This window comes from Enterobacter cloacae complex sp. P13B (assembly GCF_014895915.1).
Taxonomy (GTDB): Bacteria; Pseudomonadota; Gammaproteobacteria; order Enterobacterales; family Enterobacteriaceae; genus Enterobacter; species Enterobacter bugandensis.
This window is the reverse complement of the sequence record NZ_JADBQN010000040.1, coordinates 1-17229: the sequence shown is the minus strand read 5'-3', so window position 1 is coordinate 17229 and position 17229 is coordinate 1. Positions and strand designations below refer to the sequence as shown.

At 56.2% G+C, this 17229-nt stretch carries 14 protein-coding genes, 2 tRNA genes and 1 pseudogene; 9 read left to right on the top strand and 8 right to left on the bottom strand.

From position 1 onward, the window contains the following. The first annotated feature begins 78 nt into the window (after positions 1-78). The 6 genes from IM273_RS17080 (at position 79) to IM273_RS17055 (ending at position 8285) form a co-directional block, all read left to right on the top strand. The gene (locus tag IM273_RS17080) at positions 79-1821 is read left to right on the top strand and encodes an IucA/IucC family siderophore biosynthesis protein (RefSeq protein WP_193051835.1); all 1743 of its coding nucleotides are present in this window, start codon (positions 79-81) and stop codon (positions 1819-1821) included. Next, the gene (locus tag IM273_RS17075) at positions 1821-2768 is read left to right on the top strand and encodes a GNAT family N-acetyltransferase (protein ID WP_028013731.1); all 948 of its coding nucleotides are present in this window, start codon (positions 1821-1823) and stop codon (positions 2766-2768) included. Before IM273_RS17080 ends, IM273_RS17075 begins: the two co-directional genes overlap by 1 nt. Next, positions 2765-4507, top strand: a complete 1743-nt coding sequence (gene iucC / locus IM273_RS17070; protein WP_275156246.1) for an aerobactin synthase IucC — start codon at positions 2765-2767, stop codon at positions 4505-4507. Before IM273_RS17075 ends, iucC begins: the two co-directional genes overlap by 4 nt. Further along, entirely contained in the window at positions 4504-5829 is a 1326-nt protein-coding gene (locus IM273_RS17065; protein ID WP_193051834.1) for a lysine N(6)-hydroxylase/L-ornithine N(5)-oxygenase family protein, read from the top strand. Before iucC ends, IM273_RS17065 begins: the two co-directional genes overlap by 4 nt. Before the next feature lie 26 nt (positions 5830-5855). Next, positions 5856-8045, top strand: a complete 2190-nt coding sequence (locus IM273_RS17060) for a TonB-dependent siderophore receptor (RefSeq protein ID WP_193051833.1) — start codon at positions 5856-5858, stop codon at positions 8043-8045. A 164-nt stretch (positions 8046-8209) separates the two neighbouring features. Further along, positions 8210-8285: transfer RNA gene (locus IM273_RS17055), tRNA-Asn, on the top strand. Positions 8286-8339: 54 nt separating this feature from the next. On the opposite strand, the gene IM273_RS17050 is transcribed toward IM273_RS17055, so the two are convergent. From IM273_RS17050 to IM273_RS17035, 5 genes and pseudogenes are all read right to left on the bottom strand, one after another. Beyond that, positions 8340-8672: a type II toxin-antitoxin system PemK/MazF family toxin gene (locus IM273_RS17050; protein ID WP_049138518.1), complete on the bottom strand. Its 333-nt coding sequence runs from the start codon at positions 8670-8672 to the stop codon at positions 8340-8342. After that, complete coding sequence (locus tag IM273_RS17045; protein WP_028013736.1) at positions 8673-8930, bottom strand: antitoxin; 258 nt, start codon at positions 8928-8930, stop codon at positions 8673-8675. 276 nt (positions 8931-9206) lie between these two features. Next, positions 9207-9767, bottom strand: a complete 561-nt coding sequence (locus IM273_RS22520) for a zinc-binding alcohol dehydrogenase family protein (RefSeq protein WP_226841194.1) — start codon at positions 9765-9767, stop codon at positions 9207-9209. Positions 9768-9914: 147 nt separating this feature from the next. Continuing rightward, positions 9915-10166: pseudogene (locus tag IM273_RS22515) on the bottom strand (alcohol dehydrogenase catalytic domain-containing protein); the annotation flags it as partial. A gap of 48 nt (positions 10167-10214) precedes the next feature. Then, positions 10215-10604: a RidA family protein gene (locus IM273_RS17035; RefSeq protein ID WP_045629800.1), complete on the bottom strand. Its 390-nt coding sequence runs from the start codon at positions 10602-10604 to the stop codon at positions 10215-10217. Between the two features lie 141 nt (positions 10605-10745). Here IM273_RS17035 and IM273_RS17030 point away from each other — a divergent pair, with 141 nt between their 5' ends. Next, positions 10746-11666, top strand: coding sequence for a LysR family transcriptional regulator (locus IM273_RS17030; protein WP_193051831.1), 921 nt, complete (start codon positions 10746-10748; stop codon positions 11664-11666). Between the two features lie 159 nt (positions 11667-11825). Here the strand turns inward: IM273_RS17030 and IM273_RS17025 are convergent, their stop codons facing one another. The 3 genes from IM273_RS17025 to nac form a co-directional block, all read right to left on the bottom strand. Next, positions 11826-13112: a hypothetical protein gene (locus IM273_RS17025; protein WP_193055564.1), complete on the bottom strand. Its 1287-nt coding sequence runs from the start codon at positions 13110-13112 to the stop codon at positions 11826-11828. Positions 13113-13275: 163 nt separating this feature from the next. Next, complete coding sequence (gene cbl, locus IM273_RS17020; RefSeq protein WP_048998856.1) at positions 13276-14226, bottom strand: HTH-type transcriptional regulator Cbl; 951 nt, start codon at positions 14224-14226, stop codon at positions 13276-13278. Between the two features lie 96 nt (positions 14227-14322). Next, positions 14323-15240, bottom strand: a complete 918-nt coding sequence (nac, locus tag IM273_RS17015; protein WP_028013742.1) for a nitrogen assimilation transcriptional regulator NAC — start codon at positions 15238-15240, stop codon at positions 14323-14325. Between the two features lie 320 nt (positions 15241-15560). Here nac and IM273_RS17010 point away from each other — a divergent pair. Both IM273_RS17010 and IM273_RS17005 read left to right on the top strand, forming a co-directional pair. Beyond that, positions 15561-15636, top strand: a tRNA-Asn gene (locus IM273_RS17010). Between the two features lie 161 nt (positions 15637-15797). Then, positions 15798-17048, top strand: a complete 1251-nt coding sequence (locus IM273_RS17005; RefSeq protein ID WP_047955800.1) for an integrase arm-type DNA-binding domain-containing protein — start codon at positions 15798-15800, stop codon at positions 17046-17048. The last annotated feature ends 181 nt before the right edge of the window (positions 17049-17229 follow it).

The following is a 17229-nucleotide window of genomic DNA, read 5'->3' as shown; positions in this document are numbered from 1 at the left end:
TTGCAAAAATAGTTGCCACTGTAAACAGAATGAATATCATAACGAGAATTATTATCAGTCATGGAATGAGGTACATCTATGCGTGCTCTGCCCCGCTCTGCCGGTACAGACGTTGCAGCCCAGTGTTTTTTAAACGCCCTGTTACGCGAAACGAAGGACTGGCGCTATCTCCCTGCAGCCGCAGCGGATGAGTTAGCGCACATTCATATTCCACTCTCTTCCTCCCAGGCCCTTCGGGTTCCGGTACGCTATTTCTCCCCCACCCAGCATCATCAGTACCGTTTCCCGGCAACGCTTATTCAGAGCGATAGCGACAGAGGTGACGCCGTCACTTTCACTCAACTGATTGATTTAATTCTTGAAAAACCCTCAGTTAAAGGCTCACTGGATGCCGATACGCTGACGCGTTTTAAACAGCGCGCGCTGGAAAGCCATACCCATACCTGGCAGGCGATTGATTTGCGCCACGGCTGGGCAACGCTGCGCGACAAGCCGCTGACGTTTGCCGAAGCGGAACAGGCGCTGCTGGTGGGCCACGCGTTTCACCCTGCGCCAAAATCCCACGAGCCGTTCAACGAAACCGAGGCGCGCCGGTATCTGCCGGATTTCGGCTCCCGCTTCCCGCTGCGCTGGTTTGCCGTTGAGAGCACGCTCGTTGCCGGCGACAGCCTGAACGTCTCCCTGCGCGAGCGTCTGCTGCGCTTCGCCGCCCAGAGCGCGCCCGATCTGCTCGGCCACTTCACCGACACCCGCTGGCTGCTGCCGATGCATCCGTGGCAGGCCGACTATCTGCTGGAGCAGGACTGGTGTCAGCGTCTGGCGGCAAACGGTTCATTACAGGATCTGGGTGAAGCGGGCGCACAGTGGCTGCCCACCAGCTCCTCACGCTCGTTGTACAGCGAAACCAACAGCGACATGATTAAATTCTCCCTCAGCGTGCGCCTGACCAACTCCGTGCGCACGCTGTCGGTCAAAGAGGTTAAGCGCGGTATGCGCCTGGCGCGGCTGGCGAAAACAGAACGCTGGCAAGATTTACAGGCCCGCTACCCGACCATGCGCGTGATGCAGGAAGACGGCTGGGCAGGACTGCGTGATGAAAGCGGCGTCGTTCAGGAAGAGAGCCTGATGGCCCTGCGCGTTAACCTGCTGTTCGATACGCCAGACACCCAGACCAACGTGCTGGTCAGCCTGACGCAGGCCGCGCCTGACGGCGGCGACAGCCTGCTGGCCGCAGCGGTACGCCGTCTAAGCCAGCGTCTGGATTTACCGCTCGCCCAGGCCGCCCGCTGCTGGCTGGACGCCTACTGCGACCGCGTGTTGCTTCCGCTGTTCAGCGCCGAGGCGGACTACGGTCTGGTGCTGCTGGCGCACCAGCAAAATATCCTCGTTGAGATGCAGCAGGATTTCCCCGTAGGGCTGATCTACCGCGACTGCCAGGGCAGCGCCTGGACCGAAGGGGCCGACGCGTGGCTTAAAGAGGCGGGCGAAACCGACGTAGAAAACCGCTTCGGTGAAAGCCAGCTGCTGCGCTACTTCCCTTATTACCTGCTGCTGAACTCCACCCTTGCGGTCACCGCCGCTCTCGCCGCCGTCGGTTTCGACAGCGAAGAGCACCTGATGTCCCGCGTGCGTGACGCGCTGGCCGGGCTGCGCACGACGGCGAAGCAGACCCGCTGCCTCGACTACGTGCTCGACAGCCCGACCTGGAACTGCAAAGGCAACTTCTTCTGCTACCTGCACGATCGCAATGAGAACACCATCGTCGATCCGGCGGTGATCTATTTCGACTTTAGCAACCCGTTTTACAAGGAGAAGGCGTGATGGCCATCGCGAATATCGTCCATTCCGGCTACGGCTTTCGCTGCACCGCAACGGAACAAAACCTGCCGCTGACGCTGGGTCTTGACGGCAGCGCGGTGCTGGAGCGTCTGACCGGGATCCCGGCCGGCTGGCTGGTGGAAGCCCTCGATCAGCTGTTTGTGGCCGCGCCCGCCCTGACCGGCATTACCCTGCCGTGGGCGGACTGGCAGGATGAGCCCCAGGCGCAGGCGCTGTTTAGCCAGGCCCACGGGGATTATCTGGCGCGAGAAACCTTCTGGCAGCTGCCGCTGTGGCTGCAAGGCGAACGTCCGCAGGCAAGCGGCGGGATGCAGTTTGATGAGAGCCGTCAGCTGTACTTCCCGCTGCGTCCTCGTCGCCCGCAGGGCGAGGTATATCGCCGTTACGATCCGCAAATCAAGCGCACTTTGAGCTTCCGCGTGGCGGACGTGGCGCTGGACGGCGAGCGTTTCACTCAATGGATGAATAACCCGCGCGTGAACGCCTTCTGGGAGATGGCGGGCCCGCAGGCCGAGCAGGAAAACTACCTGCGCCGCCAGCTTGACTCGACCTACTGCTACCCGGTTATCGGCTGCTTCGACGACCAGCCGTTTGGCTATTTTGAACTCTACTGGGCGGCAGAAGACCGCATTGGCCGCCACTACCGCTGGCAGCCGTTTGACCGCGGGCTGCACATGCTGGTGGGCGAAGAAAACTGGCGCGGCGCGCAGTATATCCGCAGCTGGCTGCGCGGCCTGAGCCACTATCTGTATCTCGATGAACCGCGCACCGCGCGCATCGTGGCCGAGCCGCGCTTCGACAACCAGCGCCTGTTCCGCCATCTGGCCTCCGCCGGATTCGACACGGTGAAAGAGTTCGACTTCCCGCACAAGCGCTCGCGCCTCATCATGAGCCAGCGTCACCGCTTCTTCAGCGAGGTGGGCCTGTGAACGCGCTCTGGCAGAAAGTGAACCGCGAGATGGTGGCGAAGATCCTCGCGGAGCTGGAATACGAACGCACCCTGCGCGCTGAGCCCGTTTCATCGGACGGCTGGCGCATCGCCATGGGCAACGAGTGCTGGCAGTTTCGCGCCGCGCGCGGGATCTGGGGCTGGCTGCATATCGACCCGGACAGCCTGACCACCGCCAGCGGCGCCGCCGTGGAAGCGGAGAGCGCGCTGCTGCAACTGGCGACGGTGCTGGAGATGAGCGACGCGCAAACGGCGGAGCACATGGAAGATCTCTACGCCACGCTGCGCGGCGACATGCAGCTGCTGCAGGCGCGTGAAGCACTGGACGCGGACGCGCTGATCCACCTCGACCCGGACGAATTACAGTGTCTGATGAGCGGCCACCCGAAGTTTATTTTCAACAAAGGCCGCCGCGGCTGGGGTCTGGACGCGCTGCGCCAGTACGCGCCGGAATACCGCGGGCGCTTCCGCCTGCACTGGGTCGCCGTCCAGCGTGAACATCTGGTCTGGAGCAGCGACGCCGATTGCGACATTCACGCTCTGCTGGCCAGCACCATGGACGATGCCGAGCGCGCCCGGTTTGACGCTCGCTGGCAGGCGCTGGGTCTCGACGACGGCTGGCTGCCCGTGCCGCTGCACCCGTGGCAGTGGCAGCAAAAAATTGCCATTCATTTTCTTGCGCAGCTGGCGCGCGGAGAAATGGTTGAGCTGGGCGAGTTTGGCGATGAGTATCTTGCCCAGCAGTCCCTGCGCACGCTCACCAACGCCAGCCGCCGCGCGCCGTATGACATCAAGCTGCCGCTGACCATCTACAACACCTCCTGCTATCGCGGCATTCCGGGCAAGTATATTGCCGCCGGGCCTCTGGCTTCGCGCTGGCTGCAGCAACAGTTCGCCGCTGACGCCACGCTGATCCGCTCCGGCGCGCAGGTGCTGGGCGAACCCGCCGCCGGGTATCTGTCGCATCCGGGCTACGCGGCGCTGCCGAAAGCGCCCTACCGCTACCAGGAGATGCTGGGCGTGATCTGGCGCGAGAACCCATCCTGCTATTTACAGGACGGCGAACAGGCGGTGCTGATGGCGGCGCTAATGGAAACCGACAACACCGGGCACCCGCTGATCGACGCGTGGATTAAACGCTCGGGGTTAAGCGCCGACGCGTGGCTGGAAAAGCTGTTCGAGGCAACGGTGATCCCGTTCTACCACCTGCTCTGCCGCTACGGCGTGGCGCTGATTGCCCACGGCCAGAACGTGACGCTGGTGATGAAGGACTACGTCCCGCAGCGGATCCTGCTGAAGGATTTCCAGGGCGATATGCGCCTGGTGGACGAGGATTTCCCGCAGGCGCAGAGCCTGCCGGAGCAGGTAAAAGCGGTGACAGCGCGCCTGAGCGTGGATTACATCATCCACGACCTGCAAACCGGCAACTTTGTGACGGTGCTGCGCTTTATTTCACGCCTCACGCTGCAAAGCGGCGTCAGCGAAACGCGTTTCTATCAGATCCTCGCCGGGGTGCTGCACCGCTATATGGCCGCGCATCCGGAGCTTGCGGAGCGCTTTGCGAAATTCGATCTGTTTAAGCCGCAGATTATTCGCGTGATCCTCAACCCGGTCAAACTGACCTTCTCCGAACACGACGGCGGCAGCCGCATGCTGCCGAACTACGTTACCGATCTTGATAACCCTCTTTTTCTGGCCTCCCGGGAGTCCGCGCAATGAAAACCTATGATTTCATCGGCATTGGTATTGGCCCGTTTAACCTCAGCGTCGCCGCCCTCGCAGAAGGTCTGGACGGCTTTAGCTCGCTGTTCCTTGAGCGTAAACCGCACTTCTCGTGGCACCCGGGCATGATGGTGCCGGACTGCCACATGCAGACCAGCTTCCTGAAGGATCTGGTCAGCGCCGTGGAGCCGACCAACCGCCACAGCTTTCTGAACTACCTGGTGCAGCGCAAAAAGTTCTACCGCTTCCTGACCACCGAGCAGCGCACGGTTTCCCGCGAAGAGTTTGCCGACTACCTGTGCTGGGCGGCAGACAACCTCACCAACCTCGCCTTCAGCCAGCAGGTGCAGCAGGTGAGCTTTGATGAGAAAAACGGCCTGTTTGAGGTGGTGACCCAGCGCGACCGCTTCCTGGCGCGCCACGTCTGCGTGGGGATTGGCAAACAGATCAACCTGCCTGACTGCGTCACGGCGCAGGACGATACCTGCTTCCACGCCAGCGAGATGATGCTGCGCACGCCGGATCTCGCCGGCAAGCGCGTCACCGTTGTCGGCGGCGGCCAGAGCGGCGCCGACCTGTTCCTGAATATTTTCCGTGGCGAATGGGGCCAGCCGCTGAGCCTGAATTGGGTCTCGCGCCGCAATAACTACAACGCGCTGGATGAAGCCGCCTTTGCTAACGAGTATTTCACGCCGGAGTACGTGGACAGCTTCTCCACGCTCGGTGAAGAGGCGCGTCGTCAGATGCTGCACGAGCAGAAGATGACCTCCGACGGCATCACCACCGAGTCCCTGCTGGCGATTTACCGCGCCATGTACCACCGCTTCGAAGTGCTGCGTGAAAAACCCTGGGCGCACCTGATGCCGTCCCGCTCGGTGACGGCCCTGACGCGTCAGGAAACCGGACATCGCCTGAGCATTCAGCATCACCTCGACGGCGGCCACGAGCAGCTGGAGAGCGACGTGGTGATTTTTGCCACCGGCTACCGCACCGTGCAGCCCGCGTTCCTCGCGCCGCTGTCTCACCGCCTGCATCTGGATGCGGACGAAGCGTTCTGCATTAACAACGATTTCACCCTCGAATGGGACGGTCCGCAGAGCAACCGCCTGTTCGCCGTGAACGCCGGGATGCACCGTCTCGGCATTGCCGAACCCCAGCTCAGCCTGATGGCCTGGCGCGCGGCGCGAATTCTGAATCGCGCACATGCCGACGAGCCGTTTGAACTGGCCACCACCCCTGGCGTTATCCACTGGCGGAGCACCACCAGCCCGGAGAGCAGCCAGGTTTTTAAATCGTTAGCAAAAACCACTGAGTACTGACACACACAATCAGGATCAACATAACAATGAAACGTTCTCATCTTTGGGTTTTAAATCCTTGCTTGCTTGCAATGCTTTCTACCTCTGCGTGGGCGGAAGAACAAAAGGAAGAAAATATCGTGGTCTCTGCCAGCCGCGCGCACCGCAGCGTGGCCGAGATGGCGCAGACCACCTGGGTCATTGAACGCTCTGAGATCGAGCAACAGGTTCAGGGCGGGAAAGAGATTAAAGAGGTGCTGGCGCAGCTGATCCCGGGCATGGATGTTAGCAGCCAGGGGCGTACCAACTACGGCATGAACCTGCGCGGCCGCTCCATGATGGTGATGGTGGACGGCGTGCGCCTGAACTCGTCCCGCAGCGACAGCCGCCAGCTCGACTCCATCGACCCGTTCAACATTGACCGCATCGAAGTCATCTCCGGCGCCACGTCACTGTACGGCGGCGGCAGCACCGGCGGCCTGGTGAACATCGTCACCAAAAAGGGCCAGCCGGAGACCGAAGTTGAGTTCCAGACCGGAGCAAAAAGCGGGTTTAACAGCCACAATGACCACGATGAGAACGTGTCGGCTGCGGTCAGCGGCGGCAACGACAACGCCTCCGGTCGTCTGTCGGTGTCGTATCAGCGCTACGGCGGCTGGTATGACGGCAACGGCGACGAGGTGATCATCGACAACACCCAGACCGGCCTCCAGTATTCCGACCGTATTGATGTGATGGGAACAGGCACCCTCAACATCGACGATCACCAGCAGTTGCAGCTCACTACCCAGTACTACAAGAGCGAATCCGACGGCAAGCATGGGCTGTATCTCGGGAAGAACTTCTCGGCGGTAACGGGCGATGCCACCGCGTACAACAAGGATAATCTCGACTCTGACCGCGTGCCGGGCACCGAGCGCCATCTGATTAACCTGCAGTACTCCAATACTGATTTCTGGGGCCAGGATCTGGTCGCGCAGATTTACTACCGTGACGAGAGCCTGACCTACTACCCGTTCCCGACCCTGACCAAAGGCGTGGTGAGCAGCATCGGCGCGTCGCAGCAGAAAACCGATTTTTACGGCGGCAAGCTGACGCTGAACAGCAAGCCGGTGGACGATTTGACGCTGACCTGGGGTGTTGATGCCGACCACGAAACGTTCGATGCCAACCAGCAGTTCTTTGACCTGAGCAAAGCGGCGGCGAGCGGCGGCATGGAGCTGGACAACGCCTACAACGTGGGCCGTTATCCTGGCTACAGCATCACCAATCTCGCTCCGTTCCTGCAGGCGAGCTATGACATTGACGCCATCACCCTGAGCGGCGGCGTGCGCTACCAGTACACCGAAAACAAGGTGGATGATTTTGTTGGCTACGCCCAGCAGCAGGCCATCGCCACCGGGAAAGCCACCTCCGCCGACGCGGTGCCGGGCGGGAAAACCGATTACAGCAACTTCCTGTTTAACGCCGGGATCCTCGGTCGTCTGACCGAACAGCAGCAGCTGTGGTTTAACTTCTCCCAGGGCTTTGAAATTCCTGACCTGGCGAAGTACTACGGCTCCGGCACCTACCAACTCAGCAACGGCCACTATCGCCTGCTGAACAGCGTGAACGTCAACGACTCAACGCTGGACGGCATCAAGGTCAACGCCTACGAGCTGGGCTGGCGCTTCACCGGTGACAACCTGCGCACGCAGGTCGCGGCGTATTACTCGCTCTCGGATAAAACCATCACCATCAACAAGACGGATATGACCATCAACCTGGAAGACGACAAGCGTCGTATCTACGGGATTGAAGGCCAGGTGGACTATTTCTTCACCGACAGCGACTGGAGCACCGGCGCGAACTTTAACGCCATCAAGTCTGAAACCCGTGAAAACGGGAAGTGGGAGAAGCTGACGGTCGACAGCGCCAGCCCGTCGAAAGCCAGCGCATGGGTCAACTGGGCGCCGGGCGACTGGACCCTGCGCGTGCAGAGCACGCAGACCTTTGACGTGTCTGATGCTGACGGCAAGAAGATCGATGGCTATAACACGGTCGATTTCCTGGGCAGCTACGCCCTGCCGGTGGGGAAAGTCAGCTTCAGCGTGGAAAACCTGCTGGACAAAGACTACACCACCGCCTGGGGCCAGCGCGCGCCGGGGCTGTATAGCCCAACCTACGGTGCACCGGGCCTGTACACCTATAAAGGCCGCGGACGTACGTTTGGTCTGAACTACTCCGTGCTGTTCTGATCCTTCGCGCCGCCTGCGGGCGGCGCATGTCGTTGTGTAATTTCAACGCGAATTTGCTATAAAATCAGCGATTTGCTGAAATAGTCGGCAAACGAACAAAAAGCGCGTTTTCACCCTTTGACAAGGCGTACCGAGGTCGATAATATGCGCCTCGTTCACACGATTCCTCTGTAGTTCAGTCGGTAGAACGGCGGACTGTTAATCCGTATGTCACTGGTTCGAGTCCAGTCAGAGGAGCCAAATTTGAAAAGCCTGCTTTTGAAGCAGGCTTTTTGCTTTTCTGCGTCTCTGATGCTAACTCAGAATTGCATCCAGCCTGGCAAGCACTTCATTTATAACAGCATCAGGTATGCGTTCCAGCCGCATGCCGTTTCGGGCAGCCATATCAATAGTTCTGGGCTGGTCGCAGCGAATAACGCCCATCGTTTTTGTCCCCGCCCCTTCCAGTGAAACGGTGAAACCTGCCGTGCGAGCAAAGTTACCGCCGCTGGTGACGGGAACCACTACCGGTAGCCGGGTCAGCTTGTTAAACGATGCCTTTGACACGATGAGAACCGGACGTTTTCCGCTTTGCTCATGGCCAGCAATCGGATCCAGTGAAACAAGCCAGATTTCCCCTCTGTCCATTTACAGAATCTCCTTTCCTACCGCAGTCGCATCAATCCATTCCCGATCCTCTTCACTCATTTCAGCGTGCGGATCGCACTGCGCCAGCAGCTCCTCAAGCGAATAATGAGGCCGTTTTTGGGGTTCAATGATCAGGCAGCCATTGTTAATGGTCATGCCGACTTCGCTGTCCGTCGACAGCTCCAGCGTTTTCAACACGGCGGGAGGAACCGCCAACATGATGGATCCGCCGACCTTTTTCAGGCGAGTTTTATACATAGCGCACCTCCTAATATTATATTTTAATATAACATTTATGCCAGGAGATGCGCAGTTATTCATCAGATTCATGGTGATTTCCTTTTCGTAATTAAGTGGGCAGAGAGGCGTTATCCATCGAAGGGCAGCGCTGGTGGGAACGAATTGCGTCACTAAGAAGGCTGATAATAAAAAACTGTTTTTACGGTTAAAAGAATTATGGCGGATCGGATAAACGAAATGCGAGGCGGCTTCCGCATCGGGAGCATTGTGGGGGCCAGGCTAAGGTCAACCCCCTCATGGCTTCATAACGATGCGGCCAAGCGGTTTCGCTGTCTCGGCGTATTCATGGGCAGCGGCGGCGTTAGCCAGGGGGAAGATGCGGTCAATGACAACCCTGATGCGCCCTGCCGCTACAGCCTGCAGCATCTCGTCCACGCTTGCCCGAATCTCAGGCCTTTCAAAAAGGGGGCCCATAAATATCCCCATGAGCGTCTGGTTAGACTGCATTGCCGGCCATAAATCGGCTGTCAGGCTGCCACCGCCCGCATTACCGACGAAAACGAGACGCCCTTCCGGCGCGAGTGCAGAAAGCGACGCGGGCAACGTCGTCCCTACCGGATCGATGACGAGGTTAACACCGGTGCCACGAGTGACCTGTCGGACACTCTCCACGACGTTATTCTCTACACGATCCACAACATGATCGGCCCCCAGTTCCAGCAACCGGTTTTTTCGCTGCGTTCCGCTTGCCACGGCGATGACCGTCGCGCCAGCTTGTGAGGCAAGCTGAACGGCCGCGAGCCCCACGCCACCCGCTGCAGCCTGAATCAGAACGGTTTCTCCGTACCGGAGCATGCCTCGTGTGAAGAGGCAGTGATATGCGGTTCCAAAGGAGATAGGTACCACCGCCGCTTCTGCTGCATCCACTCCGTCTGGTATAAGCCAGGTTCGTTCCGCAGGCACAGCCCAACGTTCCGCATGCGATCCCTGCATGCTAAAAGCAGTCACTCTGTCTCCAACCTTGCGGCTACGAACTTTCGACCCGACGGCAACCACCGTCCCCGCGGCCGCGTAGCCAACAATCCATGAAGGAAAAGGCGGCGGTGTTGAACGCCGGTTGATCAGATCTCCCCCTTCAATCGAGATAGCCTCGACAGAAATCAGGACATCGTCAGGCCCTGCGACCGGATCCGGAACATCGACATACTGCAGGACGCCGGGAGCGCCTTCCACGTCATAAACAGCTGCCTTCATTAATTTTCCTCTGTCTCGTCTTTTGACCCTCAGAAAGATCCGTAATGCTCAGGGTAGCCTGGCAATCACCTTTATCTCAAACTGAAAACCGTACAGCCACGTCACGCCGATCCCGGTCAAGGTTGGGTAAGGTGCTTCCCCCCAGTATTCTGGCAGGACACTCCAGATAGCGTCGAGGTTTGACTCAGGATCGACAACAAAAAGGGTAACGTCAACCACGTCATCGAACGTGCAGCCCGCAGCCGTGAGAACAGCATTAAGGTTATCAAACGCCAGACGGATCTGCGCTTTTATATCCTCTTCAGGCGAACCATCTTCCCGGCTACCCACCTGCCCCGAAACAAACAAGAAGCCATCAGATTTGATGGCGGGTGAATAGCGATTGCGCTCATAGAGCGCCTGGCGCCCGAAGGGAAAAACGGCTTCGCGTGTTGTCATATGTGTACCTTTGTAATGGGGCGAACTCTGCCCGGTGAACGTAAAGAGACTTTACAGCTGCTGAAGCAGAGGGATAAACAGGCGACTTTGTCCATCATTGTTTGTAATATCCAAACAATCGGTGAAAAGAGAGGACAAGGGATGGATCGTTTTGATGCGATGCGCGCCTTTGCTCGCGTGGTGGAGGCAGGCAGCTTCACAAAGGCTGCCCAAACGCTCCATATGAGCAAAACCACGGTGACGCAGCTTATTCAGCAGCTGGAAGCGCGCCTGCGCGTCAAGCTGCTCCATCGCACCACTCGCAGGCTCGGCGTCACCCCCGATGGCGCGGTCTACTACGAGCGCGTTATCCGCCTGCTGGCGGACATGGAAGATGCAGAAAACAGCCTGTCCAGTGCGGCGATGACGCCCAGGGGACGCCTAAGGGTGGATGTGCCCACTCCTCTCGCCCGCCTTGTGCTGGTGCCCGCGCTACCGGCTTTTCACGCGCGCTACCCTGATATCCAGTTTGACATGGGCGTGAGTGACAGGGTGGTGGATCTGATTGGCGACAACGTGGATTGCGTCCTGCGGGGTGGCGAAATCAACGACCAGTCCCTGATCGCACGCCATGTCGGCGATTTGCAAATCGGTGTTTACGTTGCACCGAGTTATGTGGAACGCCTCGGCGCCCCCGCGCATCCGCGAGAGCTGGAAAACACGGACCATCGCATCGTGGGATTCTTGTCCTCACGCACCGGTAAGATTGATCCTCTGGTGCTGCACGGTGAGAGTGAACGTATTGAAATTACGGGCGACTATGTGCTTGCTGTGGATGATGGCAATGCTTACCTCGAAGCTGGGCTAGCGGGATTGGGCGTGATTGCGCTGCCGGTCTATATGGCGGCAGCACATCAGGCTCGCGGTGCCTTGATTCCGCTATTTGAACGCTGGCGTATCGCTCCAATGCCCCTGTACCTGGCATTCCCGCCTAACCGCCATGTCAACGCTAAACTGCGCGTTTTTATTGACTGGATCGTTGAGTTGATGCAGCAGCATGTCCCTACTTCTACCATTAAGTGACTACATCTATTCGCTCATCACCGCCGATTGGTGGTCATTCAGGCGGTTTTGACAGAAAGGGAAATATTTATTTGTTTGTTACTGGCAAAGTCAAACCCATCAGAGGAGCCATTTTTGAAAAGCCTGCTTTTGAAGCCGGCTTTTTGCATCTGTGACTCACTAATAGTTACCAAGCGGATTCTTTTCACAGGCAATACCGCAAATGCCCTCAAGTTCGGCTTCGAGCGTTTTAACCAACGATTGAAGGTAGTCTGGCCCTTCCTGATACTGGCGACGTTGTAACTGGTATTCTTCGGTAGAGAGCAAAGTTAATCGTTCTTTGACTCGCTCACCGCATGACGCTATCTCTTCAATAAAATCAACATCATAAAATGGAAGAATTTCTTTAGTTTTGTTATTAAAAACGATGATTTTGACGCTATGAGCATCCAGAACTTCAATGAATTTTTTATCACAGGTTAAGATTGCGGGAAAAAAGAATGCCGCGTTTTTATCAATATTTAAGGTAATTACAAATTCGAGAAAGCGCTGATGGCGAAGATCCCAGGCCATACCTCTAACGTACTCCCAAAATCCCGCCGTATTACGGTTCACTTTGTGAAAAAAGGCTTCCTTAGAACCATTTTCAAAAAAACGCTTAGCGAGCAAAATCTCTCTAATGCCAAAGAAATGGGCTTCATTGTGAGTAAATTCTAGCAGTTCGAGTAATTTTTCCTGCACCTGCTTAGCACTTGTTTTTGGGTTCCGCAGGTGAATCGCGCACATTTTTAACACATATACATATAAGCGATTATAGTCACGAGCCAGCTCTTCCATTAGCGACTTATTTATAAACTCATAATTTTTACGTGCCATATATTGCTGCGTTTTAACTATAATTTCCTGTTCAGACACATTAAATTTTAACTGCCTATGCTGCTGCCAAGCCGCAACATTCAGGTTGCGTAACATCTCATAAGCTCGAATGCGTTCGAAGATTTTTTCCTGTTTATTGAGATCGCTAAAATTACAAAGATTTTCGAGTTCATACAGCAAAGGATCAACATTGACTTCTTCTCTGGCGATGAAGTCAAAAATTTCTTCAAAATCATCAGGAAGTCGAGATCTTTGCCCTTCAAAGAAAGGCTTAAGATAACTTAATACCTGCGTATCGAGCGAGATAGAATAGTCGATGGGAAATGTAACGCGGTTACCAGAGATAAACATTTCTCTGAATATGTCTGGTGTAAGAATAAACACATGCGGCGTTTTGAATAAGCTACGCACGGCAGAACCACTGCTAAAGTTCCTGTTAACCGATAAGCCCGGAGTCGCACCTTTCTGCGCTGCAAAAATGAAGGTATAATCGTCAAGATAGTGGTAATAGAGTGCATATTGTTGAACAGCTGCCTCAAGATTTCCTGAGTGGCAGATATCATAAATAAAATCATGAATAACATTTGCCATTGTGCCCTCCCGGCATCGACGTAGCCTCCATTTTTAACACGCATAAGCTTTTGCTATCAATATATTCAGTATTTATTCCTGCATGCATACTTCATAAAATTTATGCCGCGATACTAACGCACCGGGCATAAACGATAACAGACTGCTTGCCTAAGTTGCATTATTAAATCTGATAATCAATCGCCACTTCTTCCGGCTCCATGACCTGGCGTTTGATCTCGTCCACCGACAGCCCGGCATTGCACAGCTCGATAAAGCGCCACACATAGTTGCGCTGCAGCTGCCCGCGCTTCAGGCCCAGCCACACTGTATTGGCGTCAAACAGATGCCGCGTATCCAGGCGCACCAGGTTCCCGTCTTCGCGTTCTCCGCTGGACTGTTCCGCCACCAGGCCAATGCCCAGACCCAGCTCGACGTAGGTTTTGATCACGTCAGAGTCCTGCGCGCTCAGCACGATGTCCGGCGTTAATCCTTTACGGTTGAAGGCCTCGTCTATGCGCGAGCGTCCGGTTATGCCCTGGCGATACGTAATCAGCGGCCATTTCGCGATCGCTTCCAGCGTCAGTGGTGAAACCTGATTCAACGGATGATCGAGCGGGAGCAACAGGCTGTGGTACCAGCGGAACCAGGGGAAGGCCACCAGTAGCGGGTCGTTGCTCAACCGCTCGCTGGCAATGCCGATATCTGCCCCACCGTTTTGCAGCAGCACTTCAATTTCCTGCGGCGTGCCCTGGATAAGCTCCAGACGGACGTCAGGGAAAAGTTCGCGGAAGGCTTTGATCACCGGCGGCAGGCTGTAGCGCGCCTGGGTGTGGGTGGTGGCGATGGTGAGCACGCCGGAGGCATCATTGGTGAAGAGATCCGCCAGGCGACGCACGTTGCTGGCTTCGTTGAGGATCCGTTCCGCGATGGTGAGCAATGCTTTACCCGGCTCCGTCATGCCGAGCAGCCGCTTGCCGCGGCGGATAAAGATCTCTATGCCCAGCTCCTCTTCCAGCTCGCGGATATGGCGGCTGACGCCGGACTGAGAGGTATAAAGCATATTGGCGACCTCGGTCAGGTTGTAGTCCCGCCTGGCCGCCTCACGGATAATTTTAAGTTGCTGGAAATTCACGATTCACTCCGGCGCATCTGACATAGCTCTATTGTTAGAGTCAGCCGAGCTGCAGAACAAATAATAAAAACCAGCATCTTATGCTTTTCTGGAATATTAGCTCACGAGCTGGAGCTCACGGTTCTCAAGCGACGGCTTGCTGACCAGCGACATTAAAATCTCTTTTACCGCTTGCGCCTGAGGCGACAGCGAGCCGCGAGCGGACATGTTCAGCGACAGCGGCAGGCTCATCGAAGGCGTGGTGATCCGCGCCATCCAGCCGTTTGCCGCACCGCACAGCGAGCGCGCGGCGGATTCCGGCAGTACGGTGACACCCATTCCGCTGGCAATGGCCGCGGTAAGCGTGGAGATTGAGTCGATTTCGCCGATGATTTTGGCCGTCAGGCGGCGCAGGGAGAACGCTTCGTCCACACGCACGCGCACGGCGCTGTAGTCGCGCGGCAGATAGAGGTTCATCTCTGCCACGGCGGTAAGATCGACGCTCTGGCCCGGACAGTCGCGGGTGCCCACGAGGTAGAGATCTTCCTTGAGCAGCGGCTGGCTGGTGATCCCGGCAACCGGGGAGCGATCGTAAAGGACCGCCATGTCCAGTTGGCCGTTGAGCAGCTTGTCATTCAGTACAGAGCCACTGTTTTCATGCAGATAGACCAGCACTTCCGGAAGCTCAGCGCGCACGGCCTGCAGAAGCGGCATAGTGATAGAGGACGCCGCCGTTCCCGGCGCCAGCCCGATAGAAACGTGCCCGCTCAGGGTCTGGCCCACGTTGTTCACCGCAAGCTGCGCCTGTTCACACTGACGCAGGATAGTGCGGGCGTGGGTATACAGGATCTTGCCTGCTTCCGTTGGCGTGACGCCGCGTTTGGTGCGGATCAGTAACTGCTGATCCATCTCGCCTTCCAGAGTAGCCACCTGCTGGCTCAGCGCAGGCTGCGCGATGTGCAGCACTTCTGCCGCTTGAGTCAGGCTGCCGATATCGACGATTTTTACGAAGTATTTCAGTCGTCTTAAGTTCATTTTGCCCCCTGTTCGAAATGCATTGCCGGTACTGGCTATCGTTGTTGAACAGGTTTTGCAATATGAATGCCACTTTTACCGTGCGGTCTGAATTGTTCGCTAACCGCCTGAAAATAAGGAAACCTAATCATTGAGGGGGGATTTATTACTGAAACAGCAGTTTACGATCTGCCCCATTAGAGGTATATCCGCACCATTACGGTGCATTCCGCTGTCAAAAACATCATTTTGCCGATTTTGTCAGCAAACGATCAAAAGGCGTTGATCCACCCTTTGACAAGGCGAACGCAGGTCGATAATATGCGCCCCGTTCACACGATTCCTCTGTAGTTCAGTCGGTAGAACGGCGGACTGTTAATCCGTATGTCACTGGTTCGAGTCCAGTCAGAGGAGCCAATTTCCTGTTTTCATGCCTCCTTGCGAATCTTTATCTGATACTGATTCAAGAGGTTAGCGTGAAAATTCTTCCCGGTGTATTTTGATTTAATCCTCCGCATCGGGAAAAATTGGTGGTCAAATCTGGGGTCAGGTTAGTTCGATAATGGAGTGACCCCCATATGTCCCTTACCGATGCGAAAATCCGCACTCTTAAACCTTCTGATAAATCCTTTAAAGTCTCCGATTCTCACGGTCTGTATCTTCTTGTCAAACCGGGCGGCTCACGTCACTGGTATCTCAAATATCGTATAAACGGCAAAGAATCCCGCATTGCACTGGGTGCCTATCCTGCCGTTTCCCTGTCTGATGCCCGCCAGCAGCGCGAAGGTATCCGTAAGATGCTGGCGCTGAACATCAACCCGGCACAGCAGCGGGCAGTTGAACGCGGAGCCTACACATCGGAGAAAGTATTTAAAATCGTGGCACTGGCGTGGCATAAAAGTAATAAAAAATGGTCGCAGAACACCGCTGACCGTCTGCTTGCCAGCCTGAACAATCATGTATTTCCGGTTATCGGCCACCTGTCAGTCTCAGAGCTTAAACCCCGGCATTTCATTGGCCTGCTGAAAGGGATTGAGGAAAAAGGACTGCTTGAAGTTGCGTCCCGCACGCGGCAGCACCTCAGCAACATCATGCGTCATGCAGTTCATCAGGGGTTAATCGACAGCAACCCGGCGGCAAACCTTGACGGCGTAACGGCTCCTCCCGTCAGACGGCATTATCCCGCCCTGCCACTGGAGCGGCTGCCTGAACTGCTTGAACGTATTGAGGCATATCATCAAGGCCGTGAACTGACCCGGCTTGCCGTCCTGTTGACGCTGCATCTGTTCATTCGCTCCAGTGAGCTGCGCTTTGCCCGCTGGTCAGAAATAGATTTCAGAAATAGAACCTGGACGATACCCGCCACACGCGAAGCCATTGCAGGCGTGCGTTATTCCGGGCGCGGTGCCAAAATGCGCACTGCTCATATCGTACCCCTCTCAGAACAGGCCATCGCCATTCTGAAACGGATTAAAGATATCTCCGGTGATGGTGAGCTGGTCTTCCCCGGCGACCATAACCCATATAAACCGATGTGTGAAAACACCGTGAATAAGGCACTGCGCCTTATGGGTTACGACACTAAACATGATATCTGCGGTCACGGCCTCAGGGCAATGGCATGCAGCGCCCTGATGGAGTCCGGTTTATGGTCGCAGGATGCAGTGGAGCGCCAGATGAGCCATCAGGAGCGCAACAGCGTGCGGGCGGCTTACATACATAAAGCGGAATACCTTGATGCTCGAAAAGCGATGATGCAATGGTGGTCGGATTATCTTGCAATTAATCGAAAGGTTTTTATTTCACCATATCTTTTTGAAAAAAATTAAAATATTCATAATATCTTAGCTTTACAGAACGGCCCATTATCGTATTAATCATGGGCCTTTTTTATACTGCCATGCCGCAATCTCCCCCCCTCAAGCTTACTCGGTAATTATTTAAGTAAGCAGCTGATCTTTAATGGTACTCATTGATTCGCAAAGCCCAGTTTAATCAGGATTTTACTAT